Raw genomic sequence first — 13,040 nt, forward strand, 5'->3', positions numbered from 1 at the left:
GCCAGACTGTTTCTGCGGAAAGATTCTGGCTTGCTCCGCTGCGCTCGCAATGACGGAGAATGAGGGATTACCGCGGGCCCAGCTGCCACCGCACTCGCAGAAACTCGCCCCATCATGTTGCCGCCGCGATCGATCGGATAGATTGCTGCGTCTGATTCGCTTTTCCTCCCGAGAAAAATAGCCCCCGGAGACGCCTCATGAAGATTGCTTCCACCTTGCGTGCCGTGCTCGTCGCCATGGCCGCTTTTGCCGGCTTTTCGACCGCGGCGCAGGCCGACGGCGGCACCGTGGTGCTGACGATCTACAAGGCGGGCTGGTTCATCGGCGGCTCCGGCGGTTCGGGCGTTTTGAACTTCCACGGCCGCTCCTATGGGCTCTCGACCGGCGGGCTCGATTACGGCCTCGTCTTTGGCGGCTCCAAGACCGTGCTGCGCGGTCGCGTCTCCAATATCGTCAGGCCCTCCGACGTCGCCGGCGTCTACGGCGCTGCCGGGGCAGGCCTTGCCGTCGGCCGCGGCGCCCGCGCCATCGTGCTCACCAACCAGAAGGGCGCGGTGCTGGAGCTGTCGGGCACCCAGACCGGCCTGATGGCGAATGCCGACCTCTCCGGCCTTGCGATCACGATGCAGTAGGGCACGGTGCCGTAGGTTGGTTAGCGTCGCGACGGCGCGAAGTGCGGTCGCGATGCGTAACCCACCTCTTTGGTTTCCGCGGTGACAGAAATGGTGGGTTACGCCCCGCGGCCTGCGCTTCGCGCATCCGCAGGACTAACCCACCCTACGAGATCCCGGACGTGGCTACCCGCTCACCATCGCATGCACCCGCTCGCAATGCGCGACGAGATTGCCATGCGCATCGACGAAGGCCTTCAGCGGCGTCGGGATCGGAAAGTAATAGATATTCGCGATGAAGCCGTAGATGCCGGCATCGCAGCTGGTGGGGCGCTCGCCATCGACGAAGCTATTTGCGGGCACGATCTCGGCCAGCACCTGCAAATCGGCCAGCCCCCGCGCGTAGGCCTGCTCCGGCGTGTAGCGGCCGATGCCCTGGTAGTGGTAGCGCTGCGCGTTGTAGGCTTTCGCCTTCTCGAAGCCGGCAGCATCGATCTGCTGATGTTGCGCGATGAAGCCGTCGCGAAACGCGGGATAATAGCGCTCGTCCTTCCAGCGCGAATAGGACATCACCCAGTAGAGATCATCGAGCATGCGCGTGACGAAATGATGCGTGCGGCGCTGTGCCGGCGACAGTCCGGCATCGATGGTCAGATGATATTTTGCGATCGCATGCGCGATGATGGTCTCGCTGTCGCCGATGGTGTCGCCGTCGTCGACAATATAAGGCAGCTGCCCGCGCGGTGCGGCCGAGGCATCGAAGATATGCTCATGCACGAACGGAACGCCTGACAGCTTCAGGAACGCGTAGACCTTGAGCCCATAGCCGTTGTTGTCGGCGAGGCCGAACAGCTCCGGATAGGAATAGAGCGTCAGCATGATGGCTCCCTTTACTCGCGGGCGGGCGTCGTGGCTCGTTTGTCGGTGGTGGCGGCCTCTGCGCGCATGCCGGAGCGGATCATCAGGAACGATCCTGACGTGCCCGGAAGCCGCCAGCGCCCGTCGATCTCGGTCGCCTCTCCGTTCATGATGCCGTCATAGTTGACGATGTCGAAGCCGTAGCCGGGCGGCTCGTAGCGCTTGACGAAGGACACCACGCTGCCGGCGCGATGGCCCGTGATCGAGGCGCTGTGGGTTCGCACCGGGCAGCGCGGATTGGAGCAGGGTTCGGTGACGCAGCCTGAGAGCGCGCCGCCAGCCTCGACCAGCGTCGCCGTGAACGTGACCATTCCCGTGCCGGGTTGGATGTAAGTGCCGTCCCAGACACCGGAGAGATCGTCGCTCATGCGGCGGCATCCTCGACATGTGCGCCGGTTGAGGCCCGGCTGTTCCAACGCGGTTTCCACTCAAAGTCGTATCGCTGCTGTCAGGCCCTGGCAAGTGTCCGCACACGACGTCGATCGGAGGATTCCCCGGCATCATCCGTTTGGCGGAGGCCGCTCTCCGGATCAAAAAATGCTATTCCGCCTGTCGGATTATCGCCCCCGCCTTCGTCCTTCGTGCGACGGCGTGCCTGTGCGCGCCTGGTCCAAGGCAAAGGATATCCTGACATGACCTCCATCACGCCGTTTCTCTGGTTCGACAACAATGTTCCTGATGCCGTCGCCTTTTACAAATCCGTATTCCCCAATGCCAAAGTCGAGACCGTCAGCGACTTCATGGCGGTGTTCGAGCTCGAAGGGCAGCGCTTCCACGCGCTCAATGGCGGGCCGCAATACCGGTTCAACGAGGCGGTGTCGTTCTTCGTCAGCGTCGAGACGCAGGAGGAGGTGGATTACTTTTGGCAAGCGCTCACCGCCGACGGCGGCGAGGAATCCCGCTGCGGCTGGCTCAAGGACAAGTTCGGCCTGTCCTGGCAGGTGATCCCATCCGCGCTCGGCCGCTATCTCAGCGATCCTGATCGCACCAAGGCGAACCGCGTCATGCAGGCGATGATGGGGATGCGGAAGCTCGTGATTGCGGAGTTGGACAAGGCGTATGCGGGGTGAGGATGACGGTGCCGTAGGGTGGGTTAGCGAAGCAGATGTGCGAAGCGCATTAACCCACCGCTTCCGTCACCGCAGCAGCAGACTTGGTGGGTTACGCCTGGCGGCTTGCGCTTCGCGCAATTCGCCAGGCTGACCCACCCTACGAGGACAGCGTTCCACATCGCCAATTTGCCTCGTATCGCTATACTGTCGACCTCAGCGAATGGTGATCTCATGGCAAGAGCATTGGAAGGCAAGGTTGCGGCCGTGACCGGGGCGGCGTCGGGCATCGGGTTGGCGAGCTCTGAAGCGATGCTGACCGCGGGCGCGCGCGTGGTGATGGTCGATCGTGACGAGGCTGCGCTCAACACGCTTCGCAACAAGCATGGCGATGCCGTGATCCCGCTGGTGGTGGACCTGCTCGACCCCAAAGACTGCGCGACGCTGCTGCCGCGCGTGCTGGAGAAGGCGGGGCAGCTTGACATCTTCCACGCCAACGCAGGCAGCTATGTCGGCGGCGACCTCGTCGATGCGGACACCATTGCGATCGACCGGATGCTGAACCTGAACGTCAACGTCGTGATGAAGAACGTGCACGACGTGCTGCCGCACATGATCGCGCGCCGCAGCGGCGACATCATCGTCACCAGCTCGCTGGCGGCGCATTTTCCGACGCCATGGGAGCCGGTCTATGCGTCGTCGAAATGGGCGATAAACTGCTTCGTCCAGACCGTGCGGCGCCAGGTCTTCAAGCACGGCATTCGCGTCGGCTCGATATCGCCCGGCCCCGTCGTCACCGCGCTGCTCGCGGACTGGCCGGCCGAGAAGCTGCAGGAGGCGAGGGCTTCCGGCAGCCTGCTGGAGGCCAGCGAAGTCGCCGAAGTCGTGATGTTCATGCTGACCCGCCCGCGCGGCATGACCATCCGCGACGTCGTGATGATGCCGACCGATTTCGATCTGTAGCCATGCTCTCGTAGGGTGGGCAAAGGCGCGCGTCTTCGCGCGACGTGCCCACGTTCTGTCGGAAGGTGGTGGGCACGGCGCAAGGGCGCCTTTGCCCACCCTACGAGAGTTGTGTCCTTGGAGGGCGTTGCGGATTGCCCGATGTGCCGTAGGATGACCCAAACATTGCTCCGGGGATATCGCGATGGCCATCAATACTGACAAGATCGACAACGCGACGTCCGAGGAGTGATGCTTCGATGAACCGCGACCAACTGGCTGCTGCCTATGCGGCGCCTGGCCGCTACTATCACAATCTTGCGCATATCGAGGATTGCCTGGCCGCGCTCGCGCGGGTTGGCGGCCTTTCGGCCGCCGAGCGCGAGACGTTGACGGAGGCGATCTGGTGGCATGATGTCGTTTACGATCCGACCCGGTCGGACAATGAGGAGCGCAGCGCAGAGCTCGCCGAGCAGCACGTTCGCGCCGAGCTTCGTCAGGAGGTCGGCCGCCTGATTCGCCTGACGAAAACGCACGATGTTGCTGCCGGCGATCGCTTGGGGGCCATCCTGATTTCGATCGACCTCAGCATTCTCGGCGCTGATCCCGCGCGCTACAATGCCTATGCCGCAGCGATCCGCCGCGAGTTCGGCCATGTCAGCGAACACGACTATCGCATCGGCCGCGCCCGTGTGCTGCGCCGTTTCGCGGCCCGCGAGGTGATCTTTCCCGATCCGGATTTCGCCGGGGTGTATGACCGGCAAGCCCGCGCCAATCTGGCGCGGGAGCTGGCGGCGCTGGGCGGCGGCGGCGGTGCGTAGGGTGGGTTAGCCGCTCACAAGCGTGGTCCATCGACACGGAACGGCGCAAGGCGTAACCCACCACTTGTGCATTCGCGGAGGCAGAAGCGGTGGGTTACGCCGCGCGGCCGCGCTTCGCGCCGCCGCACAGCTACCTACGCAGCAATCCACGCCGCCAGTGCCCGCCACGGCTCGATCGTCCAATGCCCGGACGCCGCACCTGATGGAGACGGCAACACAAAAATCTCCGGCAAGCTCGCGTCGCGCGGCTGTCGCCCCAGCGAAATCCCGCTTGACGGCCGGCCGTAAAACAGGCTCGCCGCCTTCTTGCTCGTGAACGCAATCGTGCGCGGCCGATACTTTTCCATCTTCGCCCTGAAGCCCGGCAGATCGATCGTCTCCGCCGCGATCTGGTGATCCATCCCCGCGCCTGACTTGGAGAGATCGGTGAAGCCGATGCCGAGCTCGATCAGGCTCGCGAACTCGCTTGGCTGATAGCGCCGCGGCGTGATCCCGGCCTCATGGGTCGCGCGCCAGAACCGATTGCCGGGATGGGCGTAGTAATGCCCAAGCTCCGCCGAGCGCGTCGAGGCGGCGGTGCCGACGAAGACGAGGCGAAGGTTTTCGCGGAGCTGGTCGGGGAGGCGGTGGATTTCAATCAAGTCAATCGTCCGTCGCGTCGTAGCCCGCATGAAGCGAAGCGCAATGCGGGAGCTGGATCGGCGGATAAGGTGGTCCCGGATTGCGCTTCGCTCCATCCGGGCTACGGATTCCGATCCTGCGCGCCGCCGGCCGCGGCAGCGCCTTCGCCGATCCCCAGGTGACGCCGATCCCGAATTCGCAGGCGGTCTCGTAGGGTGGGTTAGACGCCCGCGAATGCGCTCTCTCGCAGAAAGCTGGTGCAAGGCGTAACCCACCTCGTCTGTGGCTGCGCGAACAGAAGCGGTGGGTGACGCCTCCCGGACTGCGCTTCGCGCATCCGCAAGGCTAACCCACCCTACGAGCTGAATGCTGCTTGATAGAGCGAAGAGTCCCTCACAGCACCCGATTACTCTCCTTCACCTTCTCCGCATCCAGATACAAGCTCTCGCCCATCTCCTTGAACTTCGCGCTCATCCTGGCCATGCCGTCTTCGGCGGTGCCGGCCATCGACATGCCCACCCTGTTCGGATCGTTCAACGTTGCCGCGTAGTCCCGCACGTCCTGGGTGATCTTCATCGAGCAGAATTTTGGGCCGCACATCGAGCAGAAATGGGCGACCTTGTGGGCTTCCTTTGGCAGGGTCTCGTCGTGGAAGCTTTTTGCCGTGTCCGGATCGAGGCCGAGGTTGAACTGGTCGGTCCAGCGGAATTCGAACCGCGCGCGGGACAGGGCGTCGTCGCGCAGTTGCGCGGCGGGGTGGCCCTTGGCGAGGTCGGCGGCGTGGGCGGCAATCTTGTAGGTGATGACGCCGGTCTTGACGTCGTTGCGATCGGGCAGGCCGAGATGCTCCTTCGGCGTGACGTAGCAGAGCATGGCGCAGCCGAACCAGCCGATCATGGCGGCGCCGATGCCTGAGGTGATGTGGTCATAGCCCGGCGCGATGTCGGTCGTCAGCGGTCCAAGCGTGTAGAACGGCGCCTCGCCGCACTCCTTGAGCTGCTTGTCCATGTTGATCTTGATCTTGTGCATCGGCACGTGGCCGGGGCCTTCGATCATGACCTGGCAACCCTTGTCCCACGCGATCTTCGTGAGCTCGCCGAGCGTTTCGAGCTCGGCGAATTGCGCGCGGTCGTTGGCGTCGGCGATCGATCCCGGTCGCAGGCCGTCGCCGAGCGAGAACGAGACGTCATATTTGCGCATGAGGTCGCAGATCTCGTCGAAATGGGTATAGAGGAAGCTTTCCTTGTGATGCGCCAGGCACCACTTCGCCATGATCGAGCCGCCGCGGCTGACGATGCCGGTGACGCGGTTCGCGGTGAGGTGGATGTATTGCAGGCGCACGCCGGCGTGGATGGTGAAATAGTCGACGCCCTGCTCGCACTGCTCGATCAGCGTGTCCTTGTAGAGCTCCCAGGTCAGCTTCACCGGATCGCCGTTGCACTTCTCCAGCGCCTGATAAATGGGAACGGTGCCGATCGGCACCGGCGCGTTGCGCAGGATCCATTCGCGCGTGGTGTGGATGTTGCGGCCCGTGGAGAGGTCCATCACGGTGTCGGCGCCCCAGCGGATCGCCCACACCATCTTCTCGACCTCTTCCTCGACCGACGACGTCACCGCCGAGTTGCCGATATTGGCGTTGATCTTGGTCAGGAAGTTGCGGCCGATGATCATCGGCTCGAGCTCGGAGTGGTTGATGTTGGAGGGAATGATGGCGCGGCCGCGCGCGATCTCGCTGCGGACGAACTCCGGGGTAATGAAGGCGGGGACGGCGGCGCCAAAGCTTTCGCCGTCGGCAAGGGCGGCTTCGGCGCGCTCGAGCTGCTGCTTGCGCCCGAGATTTTCGCGCGCCGCGACGTAGATCATCTCCTTGGTGATGATGCCGGCGCGGGCAAATTCGAGCTGGGTGATCTTGTGGCCGTCGAGGCCGCGCAAGGGCTTGTGATAGGCCGAGAAGGCGCGCGCGGCCTTGTCGGTGGAGACGCTGCCATTGTCCTCGGGCTTGATCTGCCTGCCCTCATATTCCTCGACGCCGCCGCGCTCCAGCACCCATTGCTTGCGGTTGCGGGGCAGACCGGCGTTGACGTCGATGGTCACGGACGGATCGGTGTAGGGGCCCGAGGTGTCGTACACCGGCAGGTTCGGCTCGCCGGCGCCTTCGGACAGGATGATCTCGCGCAAGGGCACGCGCAGATCGGGCGCGGCGTCCGGGGAAGCGAAGATCTTTCGCGAGGAGGGCAACGGGCCGGTGGTGACGGCGGGGACGGTTTTTTCGGGGTTGGAGCGAATGTTCATGGGGTCCTCCGGTTAATTCTGTTGTGCTTGCGCCAAAGCGACGGCGGTGAGATCTTGCTCCGTCATTGCGAGGAGCTCTTGCGACGAAGCAATCCAGAGTCCCTCCGCGGAACGATCCTGGATTGCTTCGCTGCGCTCGCAATGACGAGCGGAGAGAGTTTCGGTCATGCCGCCTCCTTTTGGCCCAGCCACTGACGCACGCGCGCATCCGGGTCGGCGTTCTGGGTGACGTCGCTGACGACGGCAATGGAATCCGCACCCGCCGCAAAAATCTCCGCGGCGTGCTCGAACTTGATGCCGCCGATCGCGACCAGCGGGATGGTGCCGATACGCTGCTTCCACTCCGTGATCTTGGGTATGCCCTGAGGTTCGAAGCGCATCGATTTGAGCGTGGTGAAGAAGATCGGGCCGAGCGCGACGTAGTCAGGCCTGGCCTCGAGCGCGGTCGCGAGCTCGTCGTCGTCATGGGTGGAGATACCGAGCGAGAGGCCCGCTTCGCGGATCGCCTTGAGGTCGGCCTCCGCCAGATCCTCCTGGCCGAGATGCAGATATTTGGCGCCGGCGACGATCGCCGCGCGCCAATAATCGTTCACGACCAGCCTGGCTTGCGTGCCTTTCGTGATCGCGAGCGCATCGGTGACGATCTGCAAGGCCTGCGCGTCGTCGAGATTCTTCACGCGCAGCTGGATGGTGCCGACGCCGAGCCTGGTCAGGCGTTCGACCCACGCCAGGCTGTCGACCACAGGATAAAAGCGATCAGGATACGCGTCGCGATCAGGATACGGCATGCCAGAACGGGGTCCCAACGACAGGGGTGGAAGGAGAGGCGAAGTCGCGGGCGTTCATCAGCCCGGCCTCATAAGCGGTGCGGCCGGCCTCGATGCCGAGGCGGAAAGCCTTGGCCATGGCGACGGGATCGGCGGCCTTGGCGATCGCGGTGTTGAGCAGCACGGCGTCATAGCCGAGCTCGAGCGCTTCAGCCGCATGGCTCGGCGCGCCGATGCCGGCGTCGACTACCAGCGTGACGTCAGGCAGCCGCTCGCGCAGCAGCTTGAGCGCGTCGCGGTTGATGATGCCCTTCGCGCTGCCGATGGGGGCGGCCCACGGCATCACAACCTTGCACCCCGCTTCGACCAGGCGATTGGCGACCGAGAGATCCTCGGTGCAATAGGGGAACACCTCAAAGCCGTCCTTGATCAGGATGGTGGCGGCCTCGACGAGGCCAACGACGTCGGGCTGCAGCGTGTCGTTGTCGGCGATGACCTCCAGCTTGATCCAGGAGGTGCCGAACAATTCGCGGGCTAGCTTTGCGGTCGTCACGGCCTCGCGCACGGTGCGGCAGCCGGCGGTGTTCGGCAGCACCGCGACGTCGAGCTCGCGGATCAGCTTCCAGAACGATTCGCCAGTCTTGCCGCCCGCGGATTCGCGCCGCAGCGACACCGTGACGATGTTGGAGCCGGAGGCGCGGATGGCGTCCTGCATGATCGCAGGCGAGGGATAGAGCGCGCTGCCGATGAGCAGGCGGGAGGCGAAGGTCTTGCCGTAGAAGGTCACCATGGCTCTAATTTCCTTGCAGGCAACTTGCACAGACCGTCATCCTGAGGTGCGCGCATTTGCGCGCCTCGAAGGATGACAGCGCCGCTTGCGGCCATCCTTCGAGGCGAGCCGAAGACGGCTCGCACCTCCAGCGACGAGCGCTTCGCGCTCGCGCGGGGATGACGGCTGAGTTCGTGGAGGCATTCATTCCATCACCCTCCCTGCCGCGGCGTGATGATCTCGATCTCGTCGCCGGGCTTCAAGCTCGTCTCGGCCCAGCGGCTCTTCGGCACGACGTCGTAATTGAGCGCGATGGCGAAATGCGTGCCCTCATAGTCGAGCTCGGACAGCAGCGCATCGACGCTGGCTGAACTGATCTCGCGCTGCTCGCCGTTGACGATTACAAGCATTGGACGATCACGCGCATTGCATCACCTCGTTGTCGATCTGGCCGCGCTCGACGAAAGCCAGCGTCAGCTCGGCGAGGGCGGGGGCGATCAGGAAGCCGTGGCGGTAGAGCCCGTTGACGCTGATCTTGCCGCCGTGCACGCCGATGCGCGGCAGATTGTCGGGATACGCAGGGCGAAGGCCGGAGCCGAATTCGACGATGCGGGCCTCGCCGAACGCCGGATGCACGGCATAGGCGGCGCCCAAGAGCTCCAGCGCCGAGCGGACGCTGACGCCGGTGTCTTCGGCCTCGATCGAGGTCGCGCCCAGCATGAACAGATTGGCCTCGCGCGGGATGACGTAAAGCGGCCAGCGCGGATGGATCAGCCGCACCGGGCGCGACAGCTGCACCTCGCTGGTCTCGATCAGGATCATCTCGCCCTTGACGCCGCGCAAGCCGGGCTGTTCCTCGCGCGCGGCAAGGCCGCGGCAGTCGATCACGAGGCCATCAAGATCGGCGGCCGTGACGTCGCTGCCGAACTTGATGGTGCCGCCGGCGGCCTTGATGCGCTCGTGCAGCTTCGGCAGCACGCGGCGCGGCTCGACATGGCCCTCGGTCGGGAAGAACAGCGCCTCGCGAAAACGGCCTTCCAGCGACGGCTCGAGCGCGGCGAGGCCCGCGGCATCGAGCCGGCGATGGCCCTCGGTCATCCGGGCAAAGCGCTCGAAATCGTTGCGCTCGCGCGGATGGGCGACGACCAGCGAGCCGTTGAAGGGGGTGTCGGGCAGCTCGCGGCGCCAGATATCGAGCGAGCGAAGCCCCAGGCGGCTGATGATGGGCTCGGCGACCTCCGCCTCGCAATAGGGCGCGAGCATGCCGCCGGCCCAATGGCTGGTGGCATCGGTCATGTCAGCGTCACTGCGCTCGTGCAGGGTCACGGCGTGGCCGGCCTGCGCGAACAGCAGCGCCTGCCAGGCTCCGGCGATGCCTGCGCCGATGATGGATACCGGGGAATCCGGTCGCTTGGTCGTCTGCAACATCCCTGTCCCTTCGCCGGCATGACCCGGATCAGGTTCAAAGGGTCACCGCGGTCCTGGGCGTGCTTGCCGAAGTGCAGGCTTGCCCATTTAGCGGTATCTCAGCTCCTCCTCGGAGCACCCCTCGGAACGGCTCTAATGTAGGCCAGTAGGACAGGGTGGTCAACGCATGTTGCACCCCGTCATTCCGGGGCCATGCGAAGCATCGAACTCCGGTGCGCAATTGCGCACCTGAGAATCTCGAGATTCCGGGTCTGGTGCTTCGCACCATCCCGGAATGACGATCAATCGTGTGGAACCTGCGCCCGCGCGTTGCGGAGCTGCTGGGCCAGCTTGCGATGCGGCGCGGAGCCGAACATCGGCTGCGGATTGCCGTTCGGCTCCAGCTGAGGCTCGAAGCTTGCCTCTCGCACCATCTCCTGACGCTGCCGCTTTGCAGCATAGTAATAGCCGCCCGCGAAATAACGCACGGCCCGGTCGTGATCGCCATTGGCAGCGTGATAGGCACCGGCGAGGTATTTGACGGCATAGGTGAGATTGGTGTTGGGGTCGCGCAGGCCGCTCGCATCGCCGGTGTAGCCGAGGCCGCGGGCGGTCGCGAGCTTGATCTGCATCAGCCCGATGGTGCCGCCATGGCCGACCAGGCCCGGCTGATAGCGGCTCTCGCGCATGATGACGCGATGCACCAGCGCCTCCGGCACGCCGTTGGCGCGCGCATGCATCGCGACCATCTCTGCATAGTCGGCCTGGCCTGCGATTGCGGCCTGCGGCAATATCAGCCCGACTGCCGCGAGAACGGCGATGCGCAAAATTTTCATTGAAATGTTCCCCGGCAGAACTGACCTGGACCGTGCGCGTTAGGCCTGCCGAACACGGCGATGATGTGGCGAAACGCCGCCACCGGCGATTTTCGCCGAGCCGTCGTTTTTACGACTCAAACATGGGTTAGTTTCGGAGCCGGCGGAGTGCCTTACGCGACAGCAGGTCTGTCCCTTGGTGCATTCGCCCAAAAACCGCACCACCAGCATTCGGGAGGACGTCCGTGACCCCAGCAGACATCGGCGACATCCCCACGCAGAATCCGTGTGCACAATGCGGGACACCGATCCCGTTCCCGGACTGGATCGAGCCGGGCGAGGGACGCATTTCCTATCTCTGGAAATGCCAGGCTTGTGGCTATCACTTCGAGGCGATCGCGATCTTCGATGAGCCCGTGACCGTCCCGCTCGCGGCCTGAGGCGAAGGCCTTAGGCAGCCAGCCGCGGCTGCTGCCATATCGGCAATTGCATTCGGACGATCAGCCCGTGCGGTCGGCGGTCGTGCAGTGACAGCTCGCCGCCATGGGCGAGCGCGATTGCGCGCGCGATCGACAGGCCAAGGCCGAAGCCGGTCGCATCGTCCATGGTGCGCGCATCGTCGCCGCGCACGAACGGCTCCACCATCTCCTGCTTGCGCGCGTCCGAAATGCCGGGGCCGTCATCCTCGACATCGATGACGAGTTTTGTGCTGGATACATCGAGGCGGATCGTGACCTCGGCGCCGAAGCGCACCGCGTTCTCGACCAGGTTGGTGACGCCGCGATGCAGATCGTCGGGCCGCGCTGCGGCGGTCGCGGATGGCGGGCCCTTCGTAATGCACGACATGGCCCATGTCGCCGAACTGGTCGGCGATGAGCTGCAGCGTGGAGGCGATATCGACCAGCGTCACCGCCTCGATCTTGCGGTCGTTGCGCAGCAGCGACAGCACGCTCTCCAGCATCGAGCGCATCTGGTCGAGGTCAACAAGCATGCGCTTGCGGTTGCCTTCGTCCGCGATGAACTCGGCGCGCAGGCGCAGCCGCGTGATCGGAGTGCGCAGATCGTGGCTGATCGCCGCCAGCATCCTGGTGCGATCCGACGCGCGCGAGATCTGCGACGAGGCGCGGCCGGTCGTCGGGCCTCGCCGAGCCGAGCAGCAGCGCCGCATCGGTCAGCTGATGCGCGCCATCAGGCGACGTGTCCGGGCGACCTTGCGGCACAGGCCGAGGCCGTCTTCGCCGGGCAGCATGACGTCGAGGATGATGAGATCAACGCGGTGGTCGGCCATGGCTCGCGACATCTCGCGGGGAACTGTGCGCCTCGCGCGTTCCAGGAACTTTTCCTCGCGCCGCAGTGCCGCAAAGGCGCGACGAAATTGCCGCACCTTGGGAACTGCTGCTGACCGTCGCTGTTTTCTCCGCACGAGTTTTCTGCTGAAGGAGAGGACAAACCATGTTGATGAAATCGATCGCTGCCGGCCTGGCCGGCACTGCCTTGCTTGCGACCGTTGCGTTTGCGCAGAACCCGGCCGCTACCACCGCCGACAAATCGCCCACCGCTTCGACCGCGACGACGACAACCACGAGCGCGTCGGGCGAATGGCGCGCCTCGAAGATGGCAGGCGTGAAGGTTTATAACGAGGCGAACGAGAACATCGGCTCGATCAACGACCTGCTGATGGACAAGAGCGGCGCCGTGAAAATCGCTGTGATTGGCGTCGGCGGCTTCCTCGGCATGGGCGAGCATCTCGTTGCCGTGCCGTATGAGAAGTTGAAGTTCGTCAATGAGGCCGTGGCCTACACCGGCGCCGGGACGAACCCGGGCGCCAAGCCCGCTGCGACCACGACGACGGGTGCTGCGACCGGCACCGAGAAGACGACGACCACCACGACGGCGTCGTCCAGTTCGAAGTGGTATCCTGACCACGCCGTGTTCAATGCGACCAAGGACGAGCTGAAGAACATGCCCGAGTTCAAGTACTCGGAGTAATGGGCTTTTAAACGCCTGAACGCAGCGCGCCCGGTTTTC

Annotated in this window: 16 protein-coding genes, 2 pseudogenes and 1 riboswitch; of the genes and pseudogenes, 6 read left to right on the plus strand and 12 right to left on the minus strand. The window is 64.5% G+C overall.

Annotation, left to right across the window (positions count from 1 at the left end; translation table 11 throughout):
- Positions 1-197: 197 nt before the first annotated feature.
- Positions 198-632 (plus strand): hypothetical protein, encoded by a 435-nt coding sequence (locus AOQ71_RS29410; RefSeq protein WP_057754226.1) that lies wholly within the window; start codon positions 198-200, stop codon positions 630-632.
- 165 nt (positions 633-797) lie between these two features.
- On the opposite strand, the gene AOQ71_RS29415 is transcribed toward AOQ71_RS29410, so the two are convergent.
- Positions 798-1,490 (minus strand): glutathione S-transferase family protein, encoded by a 693-nt coding sequence (locus AOQ71_RS29415; RefSeq protein ID WP_057754230.1) that lies wholly within the window; start codon positions 1,488-1,490, stop codon positions 798-800.
- Between the two features lie 11 nt (positions 1,491-1,501).
- Positions 1,502-1,897 (minus strand): hypothetical protein, encoded by a 396-nt coding sequence (locus AOQ71_RS29420; protein ID WP_057754233.1) that lies wholly within the window; start codon positions 1,895-1,897, stop codon positions 1,502-1,504.
- A gap of 264 nt (positions 1,898-2,161) precedes the next feature.
- Here AOQ71_RS29420 and AOQ71_RS29425 point away from each other — a divergent pair, with 264 nt between their 5' ends.
- The 3 genes from AOQ71_RS29425 (at position 2,162) to AOQ71_RS29435 (ending at position 4,341) form a co-directional block, all read left to right on the plus strand.
- Positions 2,162-2,599: a VOC family protein gene (locus AOQ71_RS29425; RefSeq protein WP_057754237.1), complete on the plus strand. Its 438-nt coding sequence runs from the start codon at positions 2,162-2,164 to the stop codon at positions 2,597-2,599.
- A 213-nt stretch (positions 2,600-2,812) separates the two neighbouring features.
- Positions 2,813-3,541 (plus strand): SDR family oxidoreductase, encoded by a 729-nt coding sequence (locus AOQ71_RS29430; protein WP_057754240.1) that lies wholly within the window; start codon positions 2,813-2,815, stop codon positions 3,539-3,541.
- 239 nt (positions 3,542-3,780) lie between these two features.
- Positions 3,781-4,341 carry an HD domain-containing protein gene (locus AOQ71_RS29435; RefSeq protein WP_057754243.1) on the plus strand — a complete coding sequence of 187 codons (561 nt, stop codon included), beginning with the start codon at positions 3,781-3,783 and terminating at the stop codon, positions 4,339-4,341.
- 134 nt (positions 4,342-4,475) lie between these two features.
- Here the strand turns inward: AOQ71_RS29435 and AOQ71_RS29440 are convergent, their stop codons facing one another.
- From AOQ71_RS29440 to AOQ71_RS29470, 8 genes are all read right to left on the minus strand, one after another.
- Entirely contained in the window at positions 4,476-5,012 is a 537-nt protein-coding gene (locus tag AOQ71_RS29440; RefSeq protein WP_057754247.1) for a mismatch-specific DNA-glycosylase, read from the minus strand.
- Positions 5,013-5,355: 343 nt separating this feature from the next.
- Positions 5,356-7,254: a phosphomethylpyrimidine synthase ThiC gene (gene thiC, locus AOQ71_RS29445; RefSeq protein ID WP_057754251.1), complete on the minus strand. Its 1,899-nt coding sequence runs from the start codon at positions 7,252-7,254 to the stop codon at positions 5,356-5,358.
- A 12-nt stretch (positions 7,255-7,266) separates the two neighbouring features.
- On the minus strand, positions 7,267-7,422 hold the full coding sequence (locus tag AOQ71_RS45480) for a hypothetical protein (protein ID WP_157083682.1): 156 nt from the start codon (positions 7,420-7,422) through the stop codon (positions 7,267-7,269).
- Entirely contained in the window at positions 7,419-8,042 is a 624-nt protein-coding gene (locus tag AOQ71_RS29450) for a thiamine phosphate synthase (protein ID WP_057754254.1), read from the minus strand. The genes AOQ71_RS45480 and AOQ71_RS29450 overlap by 4 nt, the downstream gene beginning before the upstream one ends.
- Complete coding sequence (locus tag AOQ71_RS29455) at positions 8,029-8,811, minus strand: thiazole synthase (RefSeq protein ID WP_057754257.1); 783 nt, start codon at positions 8,809-8,811, stop codon at positions 8,029-8,031. The genes AOQ71_RS29450 and AOQ71_RS29455 overlap by 14 nt, the downstream gene beginning before the upstream one ends.
- Positions 8,812-9,002: 191 nt before the next feature.
- Positions 9,003-9,200: a sulfur carrier protein ThiS gene (thiS, locus tag AOQ71_RS29460; protein WP_057754260.1), complete on the minus strand. Its 198-nt coding sequence runs from the start codon at positions 9,198-9,200 to the stop codon at positions 9,003-9,005.
- A gap of 7 nt (positions 9,201-9,207) precedes the next feature.
- Complete coding sequence (locus AOQ71_RS29465; RefSeq protein ID WP_057754264.1) at positions 9,208-10,218, minus strand: FAD-dependent oxidoreductase; 1,011 nt, start codon at positions 10,216-10,218, stop codon at positions 9,208-9,210.
- Positions 10,206-10,350: riboswitch (TPP riboswitch) on the minus strand. Its footprint overlaps the gene before it by 13 nt.
- A gap of 149 nt (positions 10,351-10,499) precedes the next feature.
- Positions 10,500-11,033 carry a lytic transglycosylase domain-containing protein gene (locus AOQ71_RS29470; RefSeq protein WP_057754267.1) on the minus strand — a complete coding sequence of 178 codons (534 nt, stop codon included), beginning with the start codon at positions 11,031-11,033 and terminating at the stop codon, positions 10,500-10,502.
- A 224-nt stretch (positions 11,034-11,257) separates the two neighbouring features.
- On the opposite strand from AOQ71_RS29470, the gene AOQ71_RS29475 reads away from it, so the two are divergent.
- A complete protein-coding gene (locus tag AOQ71_RS29475) occupies positions 11,258-11,452 on the plus strand; it encodes a hypothetical protein (protein WP_057754269.1) in 195 nt (64 codons plus the stop codon).
- Between the two features lie 10 nt (positions 11,453-11,462).
- On the opposite strand, the pseudogene AOQ71_RS29480 reads toward AOQ71_RS29475, so the two are convergent.
- A pseudogene (locus AOQ71_RS29480) lies at positions 11,463-12,117 on the minus strand (sensor histidine kinase); the annotation flags it as partial.
- A gap of 102 nt (positions 12,118-12,219) precedes the next feature.
- Positions 12,220-12,318 (minus strand): annotated as a pseudogene (locus AOQ71_RS50420) (DNA-binding response regulator); the annotation flags it as partial.
- A gap of 146 nt (positions 12,319-12,464) precedes the next feature.
- Here AOQ71_RS50420 and AOQ71_RS29485 point away from each other — a divergent pair.
- On the plus strand, positions 12,465-13,001 hold the full coding sequence (locus tag AOQ71_RS29485) for a PRC-barrel domain-containing protein (RefSeq protein ID WP_057754272.1): 537 nt from the start codon (positions 12,465-12,467) through the stop codon (positions 12,999-13,001).
- Positions 13,002-13,040 lie beyond the last annotated feature (39 nt).

Origin of the sequence: Bradyrhizobium manausense, assembly GCF_001440035.1 — a bacterium.
GTDB classification, from domain to species: Bacteria; Pseudomonadota; Alphaproteobacteria; order Rhizobiales; family Xanthobacteraceae; genus Bradyrhizobium; species Bradyrhizobium manausense.